Annotated in this window: 16 protein-coding genes and 1 tRNA gene; 12 read left to right on the forward strand and 5 right to left on the reverse strand. The window is 70.8% G+C overall.

Annotated features, from left to right (window positions below; genetic code table 11):
- The first annotated feature begins 31 nt into the window (after positions 1-31).
- The 6 genes from DS079_RS11130 (at position 32) to DS079_RS11155 (ending at position 5,887) form a co-directional block, all read left to right on the forward strand.
- Positions 32-967, forward strand: a complete 936-nt coding sequence (locus DS079_RS11130) for an ABC transporter ATP-binding protein (RefSeq protein ID WP_126987673.1) — start codon at positions 32-34, stop codon at positions 965-967.
- Between the two features lie 30 nt (positions 968-997).
- Positions 998-1,732, forward strand: a complete 735-nt coding sequence (locus DS079_RS11135; protein WP_126987676.1) for an ABC transporter permease — start codon at positions 998-1,000, stop codon at positions 1,730-1,732.
- Between the two features lie 129 nt (positions 1,733-1,861).
- A complete protein-coding gene (locus DS079_RS11140) occupies positions 1,862-3,535 on the forward strand; it encodes an alpha/beta hydrolase (RefSeq protein WP_126987679.1) in 1,674 nt (557 codons plus the stop codon).
- 106 nt (positions 3,536-3,641) lie between these two features.
- Positions 3,642-3,714 (forward strand) — tRNA-Thr (locus tag DS079_RS11145).
- A 124-nt stretch (positions 3,715-3,838) separates the two neighbouring features.
- Positions 3,839-4,273 (forward strand): Fur family transcriptional regulator, encoded by a 435-nt coding sequence (locus DS079_RS11150; protein ID WP_053917054.1) that lies wholly within the window; start codon positions 3,839-3,841, stop codon positions 4,271-4,273.
- 102 nt (positions 4,274-4,375) lie between these two features.
- Positions 4,376-5,887, forward strand: a complete 1,512-nt coding sequence (locus DS079_RS11155; protein ID WP_126987682.1) for a catalase — start codon at positions 4,376-4,378, stop codon at positions 5,885-5,887.
- Positions 5,888-5,983: 96 nt separating this feature from the next.
- Here the strand turns inward: DS079_RS11155 and DS079_RS11160 are convergent, their stop codons facing one another.
- Both DS079_RS11160 and DS079_RS11165 read right to left on the reverse strand, forming a co-directional pair.
- On the reverse strand, positions 5,984-6,367 hold the full coding sequence (locus DS079_RS11160) for a universal stress protein (protein ID WP_010550469.1): 384 nt from the start codon (positions 6,365-6,367) through the stop codon (positions 5,984-5,986).
- A 65-nt stretch (positions 6,368-6,432) separates the two neighbouring features.
- Positions 6,433-7,104, reverse strand: a complete 672-nt coding sequence (locus DS079_RS11165; RefSeq protein ID WP_126987685.1) for a lysophospholipid acyltransferase family protein — start codon at positions 7,102-7,104, stop codon at positions 6,433-6,435.
- Between the two features lie 208 nt (positions 7,105-7,312).
- Between DS079_RS11165 and DS079_RS11170 the strand changes: the two genes are divergently transcribed.
- The 4 genes from DS079_RS11170 to nrdE all read left to right on the forward strand — a co-directional run bounded on the left by DS079_RS11170 (position 7,313) and on the right by nrdE (position 12,347).
- Complete coding sequence (locus DS079_RS11170; protein WP_126987688.1) at positions 7,313-8,893, forward strand: Gfo/Idh/MocA family protein; 1,581 nt, start codon at positions 7,313-7,315, stop codon at positions 8,891-8,893.
- 639 nt (positions 8,894-9,532) lie between these two features.
- Positions 9,533-9,790, forward strand: coding sequence for a glutaredoxin-like protein NrdH (gene nrdH, locus DS079_RS11175; protein ID WP_010550466.1), 258 nt, complete (start codon positions 9,533-9,535; stop codon positions 9,788-9,790).
- A gap of 20 nt (positions 9,791-9,810) precedes the next feature.
- Complete coding sequence (gene nrdI, locus DS079_RS11180; protein WP_126987691.1) at positions 9,811-10,209, forward strand: class Ib ribonucleoside-diphosphate reductase assembly flavoprotein NrdI; 399 nt, start codon at positions 9,811-9,813, stop codon at positions 10,207-10,209.
- 5 nt (positions 10,210-10,214) lie between these two features.
- Positions 10,215-12,347 (forward strand): class 1b ribonucleoside-diphosphate reductase subunit alpha, encoded by a 2,133-nt coding sequence (gene nrdE, locus DS079_RS11185; protein ID WP_126987694.1) that lies wholly within the window; start codon positions 10,215-10,217, stop codon positions 12,345-12,347.
- A gap of 57 nt (positions 12,348-12,404) precedes the next feature.
- Here the strand turns inward: nrdE and DS079_RS11190 are convergent, their stop codons facing one another.
- The gene (locus DS079_RS11190; RefSeq protein ID WP_126987697.1) at positions 12,405-13,421 is read right to left on the reverse strand and encodes a permease prefix domain 1-containing protein; all 1,017 of its coding nucleotides are present in this window, start codon (positions 13,419-13,421) and stop codon (positions 12,405-12,407) included.
- Positions 13,418-13,753: a PadR family transcriptional regulator gene (locus tag DS079_RS11195; RefSeq protein WP_010550462.1), complete on the reverse strand. Its 336-nt coding sequence runs from the start codon at positions 13,751-13,753 to the stop codon at positions 13,418-13,420. The genes DS079_RS11190 and DS079_RS11195 overlap by 4 nt, the downstream gene beginning before the upstream one ends.
- A 265-nt stretch (positions 13,754-14,018) precedes the next feature.
- Between DS079_RS11195 and DS079_RS11200 the strand changes: the two genes are divergently transcribed.
- Positions 14,019-14,621: a hypothetical protein gene (locus DS079_RS11200; RefSeq protein ID WP_126987700.1), complete on the forward strand. Its 603-nt coding sequence runs from the start codon at positions 14,019-14,021 to the stop codon at positions 14,619-14,621.
- Positions 14,622-14,688: 67 nt separating this feature from the next.
- On the opposite strand, the gene DS079_RS11205 is transcribed toward DS079_RS11200, so the two are convergent.
- A complete protein-coding gene (locus DS079_RS11205) occupies positions 14,689-16,080 on the reverse strand; it encodes a DUF418 domain-containing protein (RefSeq protein ID WP_126987703.1) in 1,392 nt (463 codons plus the stop codon).
- Between the two features lie 206 nt (positions 16,081-16,286).
- On the opposite strand from DS079_RS11205, the gene nrdF reads away from it, so the two are divergent.
- Complete coding sequence (gene nrdF / locus DS079_RS11210; RefSeq protein WP_053917064.1) at positions 16,287-17,255, forward strand: class 1b ribonucleoside-diphosphate reductase subunit beta; 969 nt, start codon at positions 16,287-16,289, stop codon at positions 17,253-17,255.
- The last annotated feature ends 92 nt before the right edge of the window (positions 17,256-17,347 follow it).

Consider the following 17,347-nt stretch of genomic DNA (forward strand, 5'->3'; position numbering starts at 1 on the left):
CCGCGCCGCGGCGGGGGAGGAGCGTGAGGCCATGACCTCCACCACCGCCACCGCCCCGACCCTCGAGGTGCGTGCGCTGAGCAAGCGCTACGGCGCCCGCGCCGCCGTCGACGCCCTCTCCTTCTCCTGCAGCCCCGGCACCGTCACCGGCTTCCTCGGCCCCAACGGGGCGGGGAAGTCCACCACCCTGCGGATCCTCACCGGTCTCGCGGAGGCCGACGAGGGCATGGCCCTGATCGGCGGCCGCCGCTACCGCGCGCTGGAGCATCCCGCCCGCACCGTCGGCGTGATGCTCGATGCGCGCGCTCTCCACGGCGGCCGCACCGGGATCGAGACCCTGCGCCTGACCGCCCGCACCCTCGGGATGCCGCGCGACCGCGCCGAGGAGGTGCTCGAGACCGTCGGCCTCGAGCAGGCCGCGACCAAGCGCGTGGGCGGCTACTCCTACGGCATGCGCCAGCGGCTCGGGATCGGCGTCGCGCTCATGGGCGATCCCTCGGTGCTCGTGCTCGACGAGCCCGCCAACGGCCTGGACCCCGAGGGGATCCGCTGGATGCGCCGCCTGCTGCGCTCCTTCGCCGACGCCGGCGGCATCGTACTCCTCTCCAGCCACCAGCTGCGCGAGGTCGAGGCGACCGTGGACCGGCTGGTCGTGATCTCCGAGGGGCGCCTGGTGCGCGAGGGCCCGCTCGAGGAGCTCACCGCCGTGACCGGCACCCGCGTCGCCGCGCTGGACCAGGCGGCGCTGCGCCGCGCCCTGGACGCCCACGGCATCGCCTTCGAGCTGCGCGCCGGCGGCGAGCTCGCCGTCAGCCTCGCCCCCGAGGACATGGGCCGCCTCGCCCTGCGCGAGCAGCTCGTGCTCACCTCCCTCGGCGCGGGCGCCGGCACCGGCCTGGAGGAGGTGTTCTTCGCCCTGACCGGGCACGAGGAGCCCTCCGCCGACGAACCCGCCCCCGCCCTCTGACCTCCGCCCTCCGACCGCCAGGAGACCCCCGTGCGACCCGACATCGACCTGCGCGCCTTCCTCGACACCCGAGGCGCGAAGATCCTGCTGACCCTGTCCCTGCTCGCCGTGGCCGGCTTCGCCGCGCTCGGCGGCCTGATCCAGCCCGCGCTGGTCCCCGACCGCACCGCCGATCTCGAGATGACCTTCTTCGTGATCTCGCTGCCGCTGACCCTGATCATCCCCGCCCTGACCGTGTGGATCACGGCGGGGGAGTGGTCCGACGGCTCGATCCAGATCACCCTCCTGCAGCGCCCGGGGCGCCTCGCCGTCCTGACCTCCAAGGCGATCGCGGCGCTGGTGGTGTTCGTCGCGCTGGCGGCGGTGAGCATCGGCCTGGCCGCCGCGAGCACCTGGATCGGCGGGGAGCTGATCGGCGAGGGGGCGGTTCTCTCGAGCATCGAGGGGGTGCTGACCACGCAGCTCGCGAACCTCGGTGCGACCTTCCTGTTCTCCCTCGCGATGGGCATGCTGCTGCAGTCCACCGTGCTGGGTCTGGTCGCCGCGATCGGCATCCCCTTCGTCATCGGGACCGCCTCGAACCTGGCCATGGCCTTCGGCTCGCAGACCCTGGCCGACGTCATCGCCGCGGTGGACCTGACCGGCGCGTCGCTCGCCCTGGCGAACGGGGAGGCCGGCGCGTTCGAGCTGCTGCCGATGGTCCTGCTCGTCCTGCTCCCCGCCGCGCTCGGGACGCAGAGGTGGCGGCACCGGGAGATCGGCTGACGGCGGACGCTCCGCCGAGGCCGTACGCTCCGCGGACGACGACGGGGCCCTGACGTCGGGAGATCGGCCGGGAAGCGTCCTAGGATGGCCGGGCCCCACGGATGCTTCCCCCATGGACAAGGACCCCGCATGACGCCCCTCCCCGGCACTCGACGCCCCCTCGCCCGCCTCGCCGCCGCGGCGGCCGTCGCGACGATGCTCCTGGCGGGCTGCACGGAGGGTGCCGGTCCGGAGGGGGACGCCCCGGCCGGCAGTGAGGCGAGCGACTCCGGCGGCGCGGGCGATGCCGGCGGCGCGGGCGATGCCGGCGGCGCCGGCGAGGACTCCGCCGACGAGGGCCCGGCGCTCGAGGAGACCGGGACCTCCGCGGCGGTCGACCTGCCGACGGACCCGGCCGAGGACCCCGCCTACGAGGCCTACTACTCGCAGCAGATCGAGTGGGGCCCCTGCGAGGACGTGGACGCCGAGGGCGCCGAGTGCGGGACGATCACGGTGCCGCTGGTCTGGAACGACCCCGAGGCCGGGGACATCGAGATCGCCGTCGGCCGCCTCGCCGCCGACGGCGAGTCGAAGGGCTCGCTCGTGACCAACCCGGGCGGCCCCGGCGGCTCGGGCGTGAACTTCCTGCCCTCGGCGGAGATCCTGATCTCGCCCGAGGTGCGTGCGAGCTACGACGTCATCGGCTTCGACCCCCGCGGCGTGAACCGCTCGGAGGGGATCGAATGCCTCGACGACTCGGAGACCGACGAGTACCTCGCCGCGACCGGGGACCCCGCCGCGGAGGACGCGAGCGCGCTCGCCGAGGAGTGGGGTGCGCGCGTGGCCGAGGCCTGCGAGGCGAACTCCGGCGACGTCCTGCCCTATCTCGACAGCTACTCCGCGGCCCGCGACATGGACGTGCTGCGCGCGGCGCTCGGCGACGAGGAGCTCGACTACCTCGGCTACTCCTACGGCACCTATCTCGGCGCGAGCTACGCCGAGCTGCACCCCGGTCGGGTGGGACGCTTCGTCCTGGACGGCGCGATCGACCCCGACATGTCCATGGACGAGTTCTCCGCCGGCCAGGCCGAGGGCTTCGAGCACGCGACCGAGGCCTTCCTGGCCCGCTGCCTCGAGGCCGGCGACTCCTGCCCCTTCCGCGGCGACGAGGCCGAGGCGAAGGAGCAGCTGCTGAGCTTCTTCGGGAGCGTGGACGAGACCCCGCTGGACACCGGCGACCCCGAGCGGCCGCTGACCGGGGCCCTCGCCCGCTCCGCGGTGCTGACGCTGCTGTACGACGACGCGCAGTGGGAGTACGGGCGCGAGGCGCTCGCCGCCGCGATGAACGGCGACGGCTCCCAGCTGCTGTACATCGCGGACCTCTCCTCCGAGCGCCGCTACGACGGGACCTACCGCACCAACGCCGCCTTCGCGATCACGGCCGTGAACTGCCTGGACCACCCCGGGGTCGCCGACGAGCAGTGGGTCGAGCAGGAGGCCGAGCGCCTCGCCGAGGAGTTCCCGACCTTCGGCCCGATGCTCGGCGGGGACGGCTGCGCCCAGTGGCCCGAGGAGCCCGTGCGCGAGCCCGCGCCGATCACCGCCGAGGGCGCCGGCCCGATCCTGGTCGTCGGCACCACCGGCGATCCCGCCACCCCCTACGCCTGGTCGGAGGAGCTCGCCTCCCAGCTCGGCGACGCGACGCTGCTGACCTACGAGGGGGAGGGCCACACCGCCTACGGCCGCTCGGGCGGGTGCATCGAGGAGCAGGTCGACGCCTATCTCCTCGAGGGCACCGTGCCCGAGGAGGGGCTGCGCTGCTGAGCGGGACGCGGATCCGACGAGCGTGACGCGGATCGCGCCGGGACGCTTTGCGCCTGGCCAGCCAGGTCACGTACAGTGAACCGGTCCGCCGCGCGTGCGCGGCGACGCCGCCTTAGCTCAGTCGGTAGAGCGATTCACTCGTAATGAATAGGTCGCCGGTTCGATTCCGGCAGGCGGCTCCGGATCACGGGCCCGGCCCCTCGCAGGGGGCCGGGCCCGTTCTCGTCGGCGGGGGAGGAGCCGGCGTGGACGGCCCCGCTCGTTTTCTTGAGATTGTCCAGATAGAGGGCTAGGGTGGGGGCCATGACGACCACCGACCACACCTCCGCCCTGCGGAGCGTCGGCCTGCGCGTGACCGCTCCGCGGCTCGCGACCCTGGCCGCGGTCGAGGCCCACCCGCACTCCGATGCGGAGGCGATCGCCCAGGCCGTGCGCGAGAACCTCGGCACGGTCTCCCGCCAGGCCGTCTACGACGTGCTCAACGCCCTCTCCGACGCCGAGCTGCTGCGACGCGTCTCTGTCGGCGGGCGCTCCATGCGCTACGAGATGCACCGCCACGACAACCACCACCACCTGGTGTGCCGCAGCTGCGGACGTCTCGAGGACGTCCCCTGCGCCGTCGGCGCCGCGCCCTGCCTGATCCCGCACGAGGACCACGGCTTCTCGATCGAGATGGCCGACGTCGTCTACCGCGGGACGTGCAGCGACTGCCGCGAGCGCGAGGCCGCCACCCCCTGAACCCCCTGACCCGGCTCCGGCCGGATCAGGGTCCTTGACCGCCCACGACTGTCAGAACGTTTCGTCACGACCTGTCAGAAAAACCACCCCGAGGAGAACTCCATGACCCACCTGGATCCCACGGCCCATCACGACTCGACGATCCCGTCGACCACCGAGTCCGGCGCCCCCCGCGAGTCCGATGCGCACTCGCTGAGCGTCGGCGCCGACGGCCCGCTGCTGCTCCACGACGTCGCCCTGGTCGAGAAGCTCGCCCGCTTCGATCGCGAGCGCGTCCCGGAGCGCAGCCCCCACGCGAAGGGCTCCGGCGCCTTCGGCGAACTCGAGGTGACCGAGGACGTCTCGCAGTACACCAAGGCGGACCTGTTCCAGCCGGGTCGGAAGACCCCGCTGCTGCTGCGCTTCTCGACCGTCGCCGGCGAGCTCGGCTCGCCCGACACCTGGCGCGACGTGCGCGGCTTCGCGCTGAAGTTCTACACCCAGCAGGGCAACTACGACCTGGTCGGCAACAACACGCCGATCTTCTTCCTGCGCGACCCGATGAAGTTCCCCGACTTCATCCACTCCCAGAAGCGCACCCCGGACTCCGGCCTGCGCGACAACACCATGCAGTGGGACTTCTGGACCAACTCCCCCGAGAGCGCCCACCAGGTCACCTACCTCATGGGCGAGCGCGGCCTGCCGAAGTCGTGGCGACACATGAACGGCTACGGCTCCCACACCTACATGTGGATCAACGCCTCCGGCGAGAAGTTCTGGGTCAAGTACCACTTCCACACCGATCAGGGCATGGAGTTCCTCTCGAACGAGGAGGCGGACCGTCTCGCGGGCGTGGACGGCGACTACCACCGCCGCGACCTGTTCGAGTCGATCGAGAACGGCGACTTCCCGAGCTGGACCGTCTCCGTCCAGGTGATCCCGTACGAGGACGCGAAGACCTACCGCTTCAACATCTTCGACCTCACCAAGACGGTCTCCCACCAGGACTACCCGCTGATCAAGGTCGGCCGGATCACGCTGAACAAGAACCCCCGGAACCACTTCGCGCAGATCGAGCAGGCCGCCTTCAGCCCCTCGAACACCGTGCCCGGCATCGGGCTGTCCCCGGACAAGATGCTGCTGGGGCGCTCGTTCTCCTACCCGGACGCCCAGCGCCACCGCATCGGGACCAACTTCAACCAGCTGCCGGTCAACCAGCCGGTCGTGCCCACCAACTCCTACGACAAGGAGGGGCACATGGAGTTCCTGCACTCCGGCGATGCGCCGGTCTACGCCCCGAACTCCTACGGTCGCGGCTACCAGGACGCCCAGGGTCCGGTCGAGAACGGCTGGGAGTCCGACGGCGAGATGGTCCGCGCGGCCTACACCCTCCACGCCGAGGACGGGGACTTCGTCCAGCCGGGCATCCTCGTGCGAGAGGTCTTCGACGACGCTCAGCGTGAGGGGCTGGTCGAGACGGTCTCCGGTGCGCTGAGCACCGTCGAGGAGCCGGTGCTGTCCAAGGCCTTCCAGTACTGGAAGAACGTGGACCAGGCGATCGGTGAGCGCATCGTGCAGGCCGTCATGGCCGGCCAGGGCGATGACCAGCCGGGCGGCGACCCCAAGAACGCCTGAGGGTCCGGCCTCCAGGGCCGTCCGCGGGGCGACCCCTGACGCCGACGCGGCCCGTCCCCTGCGGGGGGCGGGCCGCGTCGGCGTCCGGGGGAGGGATCAGACGACGAGCACGTCGCTGGGGGAGGAGAGCAGGAGCTTCTGCACGGTCAGGCCCAGCAGGTGGCGGGCGAGGTCGTTCTGACGGCGCACGCCGAGAACGAGCAGCTCGGCCCTCTCCTCCTCGACCACCTGCAGCAGGACGTCGGCGATGTCGTCCTCCGTGGTCTCCTGGCGGAAGGCGACGCGCACGGTGGTGCGGCGGAGCTCGTCACGGGCTATCTCGAGCTGCTGCTCGTCGGCGTGGCGGGGATCCTCCTCGACGCCCGCGCGCAGCACGTTGACCACGACCAGCGGCCCGCCGCGCTGCTCGGCCTCCTCACGTGCCGCGGCCAGCGCCTTGAAGCCCACTTCGGTGGGGATGAATCCGACGACGACGGCCATCTGCTCTCCTGGCTGGGGTGCTCTCGGGCGACGGCCGCGACCTCGGTGTGCGGCCTGGTGCGATCCTACTGGTCCCGGGACCGTGCCGAGGGACCGTCGGCCCGGCGCTGACCGGACAGCGCCTGGATCTCATCCATGATCCGGGCGGTCAGGAGGCGTCTGCGCGCCCCCTTGGAGGCGGAGGGGTCGATCTCCTCGAGGGTGATCGGGGTGCCCACCCGGATCGTCATCTCGCCGCGGCGGGGGATCAGGGAGGAGAACATGTGCTGTGTGCCCTTGACCCCGACCGGGATCACGGGGCAGCCCGACTCGAGCGCGAGCCAGGCCGCGCCCTGCTTGCCCGGATGCAGCAGCCCGTCCTTGGAGCGGTGCCCCTCGGGGTAGACGGCGAAGCCCTCCCCGTTGCGCAGCACCTCGAGCCCGGCCTGCAGCGCGCCCTTGCCGGAGGAGAGCGCCTCGCGGTCCACCGGCACCGCGCCGACGGCGTCGAAGAACCAGCGCAGCACCACGCCGTGCGGGCCCTTCTGCGTCCACAGCGACTCCTTGGCCACGAAGCGGATCGCTCGAGGCAGGACCACCGGGATCATGAAGCTGTCGATGTTGGCGAGGTGGTTCGAGGCGATCACGAAGCCGCCCTCGGGCGGCACGTTCTCCAGCCCGCTGACCCGCGGGTTCCACAGCAGCCTCACGATCGGGCGCACGAATCCCCGCACACCGGTGTAGAAGCGTCCGACCACGGGTCCTCCTCAGGGTTCGATCAGCGCCCCACGATAGCGCCGCGGGCGGGGGCGACGGAGCGGCGTCCCTGTGATCGTCGTCCCTGCCCGTGTGGTAGAACAGGCGTGCGATCGTGCCCGGTCCAGGTGCGATGCCGGAGACGGCCCGGCGCCCGTCGTCCCGACGGCGCAGCCGCCCCTCCCTGCCGAGCCCCCGAGGAGCCTGTCGATGCCGAAGATCCTGAACATCGCCGTGGTCGGCGCCGGAACCATGGCGCAGGCCGTGCACCTGCCGGTGCTGCGCCGGCGCTGGGACCGCTTCAGCGTGGCCGCGCTGGTGGACCACTCGCCCCGTCGGCGCCGCGAGGCCTCCGAGGTGTGGGGCATCGAGGAGGAGCGCCGCTACGAGACCGTCGCAGATCTCGTCGCCGCGGTGCGCGCGCGGACCCTCTCCCTGGACGGCGTGCTGCTGTCGACCGACGGGCTCCACGTCGACGACCTGCTCGCGATCGTGCGCCGCGGCATCCCGGTGATGGTCGAGCCACCGCTGGGCTACTCCGAGGAGGAGATCGCGAAGGTCGCCGAGTTCGAGCGGATCGCGGGACGGCGCCTGGTGATGCTGGCCCATCCCCAGCAGTACGACGACTCCGTGGCCCGGATGTCCGAGCACATCGCGACCAAGGACCTGCGGATGGTGGACCACGAGGTCCTCATGCCCGCGAGCCAGCCCCTGTTCGGCCAGGCCCACGTCACCACCTCCTCCTACGACCTGCCCACGGAGCAGCGCACGGCGCGGCGCAAGGCGCTCCAGGCCGCCGTCGAGGCGGGCACCGGCGACGGCGCCACCCAGCGCGACCGGGACCTGTACGTCAAGGGTCTGCTCACCGGCGTCGCCCATCAGATGGCGGTCACCGAGGCGGCCTACGGCCCGATCGAGAAGCTCGTCGCGGTGCGGCACTGGCCCAAGGGAGTGATCCCCGGATCGATCGAGCTGCTCGGCGAGCTCGGCAGCGGGGCGCAGGTGCGCCTGGTGTGGCACTACCTCCCCTTCGCCCCCGAGTACTCCGAGACGCTCCAGGTGCTCTCCGCCCGGCGCCGCATGCGCCTGGACCTGCCCGCGCCCTCCCACGGCGACGCCCGCTCGACGGTCTCTCTGCGGGAGAAGAAGTCGGGCGTGGTCCAGGAGGTCGCGACCACCGCGCCGAAGGGCTCGGCCGAGCTGATGTGGGAGGCCTTCCACGCCTTCGTCGAGAAGGGTGAGGCGCCGCTGGCCGGCGCCGCCGAGGCGCTGCGCCAGGTGGTGCTGCTGCGCGAGGTGCTCGCCACCATCGTGGAGGCCGACGGCCGCAGCCTCGAGGCGGAGCCGGAGGAGGGGTCCGAGGCCGAGGCGACGTCCGGGGCAGAGGAGTCGACCGAGGCGGCGACCATGGGCGCGGTCCGCGCGGACGAGGAGCCCGCCGACGGGGCGTCCGCCCCCTCCGCGACCATCGAGGTCGAGCTGCCCGGGGCGGAGCCCGCGCCCGAGACCCTCGAGCAGCCCGTGACCGACCCTTCCGGCGAGCGGCCTGCCGCGGCGCACGCCCTCGCGGAGCCGGCCGCCGAGCCGTCGTCCGATCCGACTCCCGGACGGGCCCCGGAGGCGACGCCCGTCGCGGAGCCCGCGCGCGAGACCCTCGAGCAGCCTGCGGCGCCGAGCACCGAGGAGGTCGTCGACGCCTGGTCCGGCGGCGCCGAGGGCGCACCGGCCGCGGCCGAGGACGTACCGCCCGCGACCGCGGACCCCGCCGTCCCGGAGGACCCGCGCCGCTGAGACGTCCCGTCGGCGCTGCCGCGCCGTCGGCCCCGGCGGCCCGCAGACCGTCGCCGAGAGCCCCCGTCGTCCCCTGCCGGGGAGGGCGGGGGCTCTCCGCGTCGGCCCCCTGTGTGCGGACCCCGGTCCGGTGGTCCGCGCCCCGGATCCGGCGCCCCGGCGGGGGACGGCCGGGGGATGGACGGGGGACGGCGGGGGACACGCCGACGACACGCCCGGGACACGCCGGGGCGCGCGCGGGACACGCCGGGAGACACCTCACTCGGAGGCCTGTTCCGACCGCTCCGGGAGGGCTGCGGAGGGTGCCTGTCCACCGTCGGCGTCGGCCGCCCGGAGCGCCGTCCACAGCGGGTTGTGCACGTATCAGCGGTGCTCGCACGGGAGGCGGCCGCTCCGTCCCCAGCGAGCACCCCTCCATCCACATGCTGTCAACAACGCATTGTGGATGACACTCCTGTAGTTCAGTACATCTTGTGGTCGTCGCGCCGAGTCACCACTAGGTGTAGTGTTGACGTTGTCGCGGCGCACAGGGCTCCTGCGGGAGTCCACAGCCTCGCGACACGGTCCTCGGACCTCCTGAACATCTCCTTCTCGCCCCTGTCCTGCGCCTCGGCGCGACGCTCCTGAAAGGCACTTCCCTTGGACATCACCGTGTACTCGAAGCCCCTCTGCGTGCAGTGCGATGCCACCAAGCGCGCGCTGAACAAGGCGGGCGTCGCCTACGACGTCGTCGACATCACCGAGGACGCCGACGCGCTCGCGAAGGTGAAGTCCCTCGGCTACGTCCAGGCGCCCGTCGTCATCACGGGCGAGGACCACTGGTCGGGCTTCCGCCCCGACAAGATCAAGGCGCTCGCGGGCGTCGGCGCCGAGCAGCGCCGCACCGCCGCGATCTGAGCGGCCGGGGAGGCGTCGGCGTGACCCGTCTCGTCTACTTCTCCTCGGTGTCCGGCAACACCAAGCGCTTCGTCGAGAAGCTCGGCATGCCGGCCCATCGGATCCCGCTCTACCCCAAGGATGAGCCCCTCGTCGTCGACGAGGACTTCGTCCTGATGGTCCCGACCTACGGCGGGGGCAACGGCCGGGGCGCCGTGCCCAAGCAGGTCATCAAGTTCCTCAACGACGAACGCAACCGGCGGCACATCCGCGGCGTGATCAGCGCGGGGAACACCAACTTCGGGGAGGCCTACTGCTTGGCCGGGGACATCATCTCCGCCAAGTGCCAGGTCCCCCACATGTACAAGTTCGAACTGTTCGGCACTCCGCGCGATGTGACGCGGGTCCACGACGGATTGGAAGAGTTTTGGCGACACTGACCGAGATGCCCCCGGTCGAGCACAACAGGCAGCTCGACTACCACGCGCTGAACGCGATGCTGAACCTGTACGGACCGGACGGCAGCATCCAGTTCGAGAAGGACCGCGAGGCCGCGCGGGAGTACTTCCTGCAGCACGTGAACCCCAACACGGTGTTCTTCCACTCGCTGCGCGAGAAGATGGACTACCTCGTCGAGAACAAGTACTACGAGCCGGAGGTGCTCGAGCAGTACGAGTTCTCCTTCATCGAGTCGCTCTCCGAGCAGGCCTTCGCGAAGAAGTTCCGCTTCCCCACCTTCCTCGGCGCGTTCAAGTACTACACCTCGTACACGCTGAAGACCTTCGACGGCAAGCGATACCTCGAGCGCTTCGAGGACCGCGTGGTGATGGTCGCCCTGACCCTCGCCCGCGGCGACGAGCAGCTCGCCCGCAACCTCGTCGACGAGATCCTCGACGGCCGCTTCCAGCCGGCCACCCCCACCTTCCTCAACGCCGGCAAGGCCCAGCGCGGCGAGCTCGTCTCGTGCTTCCTGCTGCGCATCGAGGACAACATGGAGTCCATCGGCCGCTCCATCAACTCCGCGCTGCAGCTGTCCAAGCGCGGCGGCGGTGTCGCGCTGCTGCTGTCGAACCTGCGCGAGTACGGTGCGCCGATCAAGCACATCGAGAACCAGTCCAGCGGCGTCATCCCCGTCATGAAGCTGCTCGAGGACTCCTTCTCCTACGCCAACCAGCTCGGCGCGCGTCAGGGCGCCGGTGCGGTGTACCTCAACGCCCACCACCCCGACATCCTGCGCTTCCTGGACACCAAGCGCGAGAACGCCGACGAGAAGATCCGCATCAAGACCCTCTCCCTCGGCGTCGTGATCCCCGACATCACCTTCGAGCTCGCGAAGAACAACGAGCCGATGTACCTGTTCTCCCCGTACGACGTGGAGCGCGAGTACGGCAAGCCCTTCGCGGACGTGAACGTCTCGGAGGTCTACCACGAGATGGTGGACAACCCCCGCATCTCGAAGAAGAAGATCAAGGCCCGCGACTTCTTCCAGGTCCTCGCCGAGATCCAGTTCGAGTCCGGCTACCCGTACATCATGTTCGAGGACACCGTGAACCGTGCGAACCCCATCGCCGGCAAGGTGACCCACTCGAACCTGTGCTCCGAGATCCTGCAGGTCTCCACGCCCTCCACCATGAACGTCGACCTCACGTACGACGAGATGGGCCGGGACATCTCGTGCAACCTCGGCTCGCTGAACATCGCCAAGGCGATGGACTCCCCGGACTTCGCCCAGACCATCGAGACCGCGATCCGCGGCCTCACCGCGGTCTCGGACACCTCCGACATCGAGTCCGTGCCCACGATCGCCGAGGGCAACCGGAAGTCCCACGCCATCGGCCTCGGCCAGATGAACCTCCACGGCTATCTCGCCCGGGAGCGGGTGTTCTACGGCTCGGAGGAGGGCATCGACTTCACCAACATGTACTTCTACGCGGTCACCTATCACGCGATCCTCGCGTCGATGAAGCTCGCGAAGGAGCGCCAGGAGAGGTTCTACGACTTCGAGAACTCGAAGTACGCCACCGGCGAGTACTTCCAGAAGTACACCGAGCAGGTGTGGGAGCCCGCGACCGACAAGGTCCGCGAGCTGTTCGCGAACTCGAACGTGCACCTGCCCACCCAGGACGACTGGAAGCAGCTGCAGGCCGAGGTCGCCGAGCACGGGATGTACAACGCCTACCTGCAGGCCGTGCCGCCCACCGGCTCGATCTCCTACATCAACCACTCCACCTCCTCGATCCACCCGATCGTCTCCAAGATCGAGATCCGCAAGGAGGGCAAGATCGGCCGGGTGTACTACCCCGCGCCGTACATGACCAACGACAACCTCGAGTACTACGAGGACGCGTACGAGATCGGCTACGAGAAGATCGTCGACACCTACGCCGCGGCCACGCAGCACGTGGACCAGGGCCTGTCGCTGACGCTGTTCTTCAAGGACACCGCCACCACGCGCGACGTCAACCGGGCGCAGATCTACGCCTGGCGCAAGGGCATCAAGACCCTGTACTACATCCGCCTGCGCCAGATGGCGATCGAGGGCACCGAGGTCGAGGGCTGCGTCAGCTGCATGCTGTGACGGCCTGACCCGCGGCACACGGCCCGCTCCCGGAGAGATCCGGGGGCGGGCCGTTCTTCATGCCCGGCGGGTGCGCGAGCGGGTGTCGTCCGCCGCCGAGCCGAGCGCCGCGCTCGCCGACCAGAGGCCCGCGTAGAGCACGCCGGCGATCGGCCAGACGACCCAGCTGATCCCCCACTCGCCGCCGAGGAAGCTCCAGGCCAGGTAGATCGCGGCGGCGACGGGCCAGTACACCGCGGCGACCACCCGGATCGCGGGGGAGGTGCTGGTGGCGGAGAGGTCGTCCTCGTCCTCCTCCTGCAGGAGCGCGGCCGCGGCGGTGTCCGACCAGGCCGACCGCAGCAGGATCCACAGCCCGAGCGCGACCATCGCCAGCGTCGCGCACACCCCGTACAGCGGGGCCAGCGAGCCGGAGTCGGTCAGGACGCCCATGAGGATCACCGGCACCGCGGCGAGGATCCACAGCATGATCGCGGCGCCCGTGGCGAGGGTGCGCTCACGACGGTGCTCCCGGCGCAGGTCGCGGGCGATCTCCCGCACCGCCGGGGTGGGGGAGAAGCGGGCCTCGTCGATGTCCTCGAACTCCTCCATCCGGCTGCCCTGGAGCACCAGGAGCATCACGCCGACGGCGACGAGGACCAGCAGCGCGGTGAGCCCCGCGCCGAGCGCCCAGCCCGACGGCTCCTCGCCGCCCACGGCGATCAGGAGCAGCAGCGGGAGCGCGGAGAGCACGAACAGGGGGATCGCGACGGCGGGGATCCACCGTCCGCGGCGCACGGCCTCCACGTACTCCTCGGCGCGCTCGGTGCTGAGCATCGTCGGTGCCGTCGGAGCCGTGCCCGCCGCGGTGCCGTCCAGCTCCGCGGTGATGCCGAGCTCGGCGGCGACCTCGTCGAGGCTGCCGAACTCCGCGATCACGGCGCCGACGGCCTGGGATTCGGTGCGGCCGGCGTCCATCAGCGCCTGCTGCTGGTCCTCCATCAGTGCTCGCAGCTCGGCGCGTGCCTCGCGCAGACGGGGCGAGTCCGGGTAGGGGGCGAAGAGGGTGTCGAGATAGGAGTCGATGACGGTCACGAGGTGTCCTTCCCGTCCGCGAAGCGGTCCACGAGGGCCCGCGTGCTGCGCCATTCGGTGCGCTTGACGTCGAGCTGCTCGAGGCCGGCGGCAGTGAGCTTGTAGTAGGTGCGCGGCTTGCCGGAGGTGGAGACGTCCTCGTAGCTGTCCAGGAGACCCTGGGACTGGAGGCGCTTGACCGCGGTGTACAGGGTGGTCTGCTTGATCAGGTACTCGCCGCGGGAGCCGTCGGTGATGGTCTTGGAGAGTTCGTAGGCGTAGGAGGGGCGGTCCTCGAGGATCGACAGCAGGATCAGGTCGATGTGCCCGCGGATGGCATCGGCTCCGATCACATCGGGTCCCTGCCTCTCGTCGTGGTGCAGTGGTGCGTACTGCGAAGAAGATACTACGACAGGCGTAGTACGGCAAGGGGACTATGGGGTCATTGTCTCGCTGTGCCGGGGCCCGTGTGTGAGGATGCGGGCGAGGAGCTCGCGGAGGGACCGGAGCGGGGGAGGGGAGCCGAGGGTCATGATCGATGCGGGATCGGCTCGTGGCCGGGCATTCGCGAGGTTGAACCGCTCCCTGCGGCGTGCGGCGCGGAGACAAGGGGCTCCCGTGCGCACGATCACCGAGACCTCCAATGACTCCGTGCGCTACCCGGAGCTGATTCCCACGCTGCTGGACTGGTACGAGAACCTCGATGCGAAGGTCGCCCTCCCGGCTCCCCGTGACCGGGCGCAGATGCTCAGCGCTCTCGCGCGCTCGCTGATCACCCCGGAAGCGCCGACGGAGGAGGCCTTCCGGATCTCGGCGATCCATCTCGAGTCCGCGGAGCCGGGGAGCGCGGTTCACCTGCGTGGCGTGATGCTCCTCCTGTCCACGACCGCCTCGCCGTCGGACCCGGAGCACCGGGCGGTGATGTCACGGCTGGGGTGCGATCGCAGCCTCGGCGAGGGGCGCGCCCCGATCCTCGAATGGCTCGTGGCGAGGAAGGTGTCCCGACGTCACCCCGAGCTGCTCGAGGTCGCCCTCGGCGAGCTCGAGGACCCCGCCGTCGCCCCGCACCTCATGCGCCGTGTCCGGCGCCTCCCGCTCGACGCGCTCCCCGTCGGACTCGATGCGGCCGTGAGACCGTACCTGGACCACGAGCTCGAGGAGAGCCGTCGGCAGGCGCGACTGCTGCTGGAGCGTGTGGCGGAGGAGCCGGGCGCGCGGTGAGTCGGCCTCCACGAGGCCCTGTACCAGGGAGGCTGAGCCGGCGGCATGGCGTCAGGGCCGTCCGGCCTCACCGCGTCGCCGGCGCCGCGTCGATCTTCCCGTAGGTCATCCGCCGCAGCAGCCTTTCGGCCGGTCCGCGGATCCCGCGCGCGCCCATCCAGGCCGCGATCGGCAGGGACACCAGCCACACCGCGAAGGCGATCGCGAGCGCCGGGGCGGTGGAGAGCGTCCCGCCGAGCCCGAGCCCCCAGGCGGCCATCAGCGGCGCGAGCAGCAGCGACTGGAAGAGGTAGAAGGTCAGGGAGCGCTGCCCGACCGCGGCGAGGGTCCGCTCGACCGCGCCGGGCTCGCGGGTGCGGGCCGGGGCGGCCTCCGCGCGGGGAACGCCGTAGGCGCGCTCGGCGGGGGAGAGGTCCCGGTCGGCCGACGGGTCGGGTCGATGCGCCTCGTCGGCGGGCTTTCGGCCTTCGAGGCGGAGCGCGAGCAGCCCGAACAGCGCCGCGTAGCCGATCCCGCAGGCGATGCCGGTGAGCGAGGTGAGCCCCGTCAGCATCCACGGCGCCGCGGCGGGCAGCTCGTAGAGGCCGAGGATCGCGAGCGCCTCCGGCACGCCGCCGAGCCAGCCGATCGCGATGCCGATCACCGCGGTGCGCCGCAGCAGGCGCACGTGACGCCACGGCTCGTCGAGGATCCGTCGGCGGGCCGCGAGCCAGCCCAGCAGGATCGGCAGCGGCGCCCCCATCAGCGCTGCGAAGGGCAGCGACACCGCCCACAGCCCGAGCCGGTACAGCACCGAGACGAGATAGGGGGTGTCGTAGGCGACGGGGCGGACGAAACCGGTGCCCATGTCCGTCGCCGCCATCTCGGCAGTCACCTCGGCCGGTACGAAGTACGTCAGCGCCACGCCGCTGAGCAGGCTGAACAGCGCGAACAGCATCATCACCGCCGCGAGCACGATCACCCAGATGCGCAGGGTCCGCGAGCGCCGGCCGAAGAACCACCACACCAGCACCAGCGCGCTGACCGCGTACACCCCGAGGATGTCGCCGTAGAACAGCAGCGCCGCGTGCAGCGCCCCCAGCAGCAGCATCGCCCAGTGGCGGCGGCGCATCATCACCCGCACCGCGCCGGGGGCGAGGCCGCGGTCGATCCTCGAGCGGTAGAACTGCACCATCCCGTAGCCGAACAGGAACGCGAACAGCGGCATCGCCCGGTGGTCCACCGCGATCGTCATCACCGCCTGCGCGATCGAGTCCAGCGGCCCGTCGGCCGGGATGTGCGGGGTTCCGCCGACGGTCTCCGAGGATCGCCACAGGTACCAGGAGACGTTGGCCACCGCGATCAGCGCGAGCATCAGCCCGCGCGCGACATCGGGGGCGAGGGATCGGGGCGGCGCGACCGCAGGGGCCGTTGCGGACGAGGGGTCGGGAGCGTGCGCGGAGACGGGAGCGGAGGTCACAGCAGGGCCTTCCGGAGGGGCGGACGTCGTGCCCGTCACGCTAGTGCGCCGGCGCCCGCACGCCCCACGACGAAAGTCATGGATCGGGCTCTCGAACGGTGGTGGGAAGCACCTCTCCCCGGCGGGCCGGAGGGCCCCGTGCGAGCCTTCGATGCCTAGACTGGAGGGCACACGACGACGACCCTTGAGGAGCAAGTGAGGCTGCGGTGAACGACCACCTGAAGACGACGGTCCAGGCGATCAACTGGAACCGGATCCCGGACCCGAAGGACCAGGAGGTCTGGGACCGCCTGACCGGCAACTTCTGGCTTCCCGAGAAGGTGCCGCTGTCCAACGACGTCCAGTCCTGGAACCGTCTGCCCGAGTCCGAGCAGCAGCTGGTGATGCGCGTGTTCACGGGCCTGACCCTGCTGGACACGGTGCAGGGCACCGTGGGCGCGGTCTCCCTGATCCCCGACGCGATCACGCCCCACGAGGAAGCGGTGTACACCAACATCGCGTTCATGGAGTCCGTGCACGCGAAGTCGTACTCCCAGATCTTCTCGACGCTGTCGAACACCAAGCAGATCGACGAGGCCTTCCGCTGGAGCGAGTTCAACGAGCCGCTGCAGAAGAAGGCGAACATCGTCATGGACTACTACCAGGGCGACGACCCGGAGAAGCGCAAGGTCGCCTCGACCCTGCTGGAGTCCTTCCTGTTCTACTCCGGCTTCTACCTGCCGATGCACTACTCCAGCCGCGGCGAGCTGACGAACACGGCGGACATCATCCGCCTGATCATCCGCGACGAGGCCGTGCACGGCTACTACATCGGCTACAAGTTCCAGAAGGCCGTGGAGAAGGCCGACGCCGCCCGCCAGGCGGAGCTGAAGGAGTACACCTTCTCGCTGCTCATGGAGCTGTACGACAACGAGGAGGAGTACACCGAGGACCTCTACGACCCGGTCGGCTGGACCGAGGAGGTCAAGACCTTCCTGCGCTACAACGCGAACAAGGCGCTGATGAACCTCGGCTACGAGGCGCTGTTCCCGCAGGACCAGGTCGAGGTGAACCCCGCGATCCTCGCCTCGCTCTCCCCGAACGCGGACGAGAACCACGACTTCTTCTCCGGCTCCGGCTCGAGCTACGTCATGGGCAAGGCCGTCGAGACCGAGGACGACGACTGGGACTTCTGAGCCCTTATCGCAGAGGGGGCCCGGGGACGCAGCACGCTGCCTCCCCGGGCCTCCTGCCATCCGCCTGCGCGGGGGGGCGACCCGCTGCTGCA

Source organism: Brachybacterium paraconglomeratum, assembly GCF_003994255.1.
Lineage (GTDB): Bacteria > Actinomycetota > Actinomycetes > Actinomycetales > Dermabacteraceae > Brachybacterium > Brachybacterium conglomeratum.

Coding starts and splice junctions, on each gene's coding strand:
- DS079_RS11150 (WP_053917054.1), top strand. CDS start 3,839: ATGACGACCACCGACCACACCTCCGCCCTGCGGAGCGTCGGCCTGCGC.
- DS079_RS11155 (WP_126987682.1), top strand. CDS start 4,376: ATGACCCACCTGGATCCCACGGCCCATCACGACTCGACGATCCCGTCG.
- DS079_RS11130 (WP_126987673.1), top strand. CDS start 32: ATGACCTCCACCACCGCCACCGCCCCGACCCTCGAGGTGCGTGCGCTG.
- nrdE (WP_126987694.1), top strand. CDS start 10,215: ATGCCCCCGGTCGAGCACAACAGGCAGCTCGACTACCACGCGCTGAAC.
- DS079_RS11160 (WP_010550469.1), bottom strand. CDS start 6,367: ATGGCCGTCGTCGTCGGATTCATCCCCACCGAAGTGGGCTTCAAGGCG.
- DS079_RS11170 (WP_126987688.1), top strand. CDS start 7,313: ATGCCGAAGATCCTGAACATCGCCGTGGTCGGCGCCGGAACCATGGCG.
- DS079_RS11140 (WP_126987679.1), top strand. CDS start 1,862: ATGACGCCCCTCCCCGGCACTCGACGCCCCCTCGCCCGCCTCGCCGCC.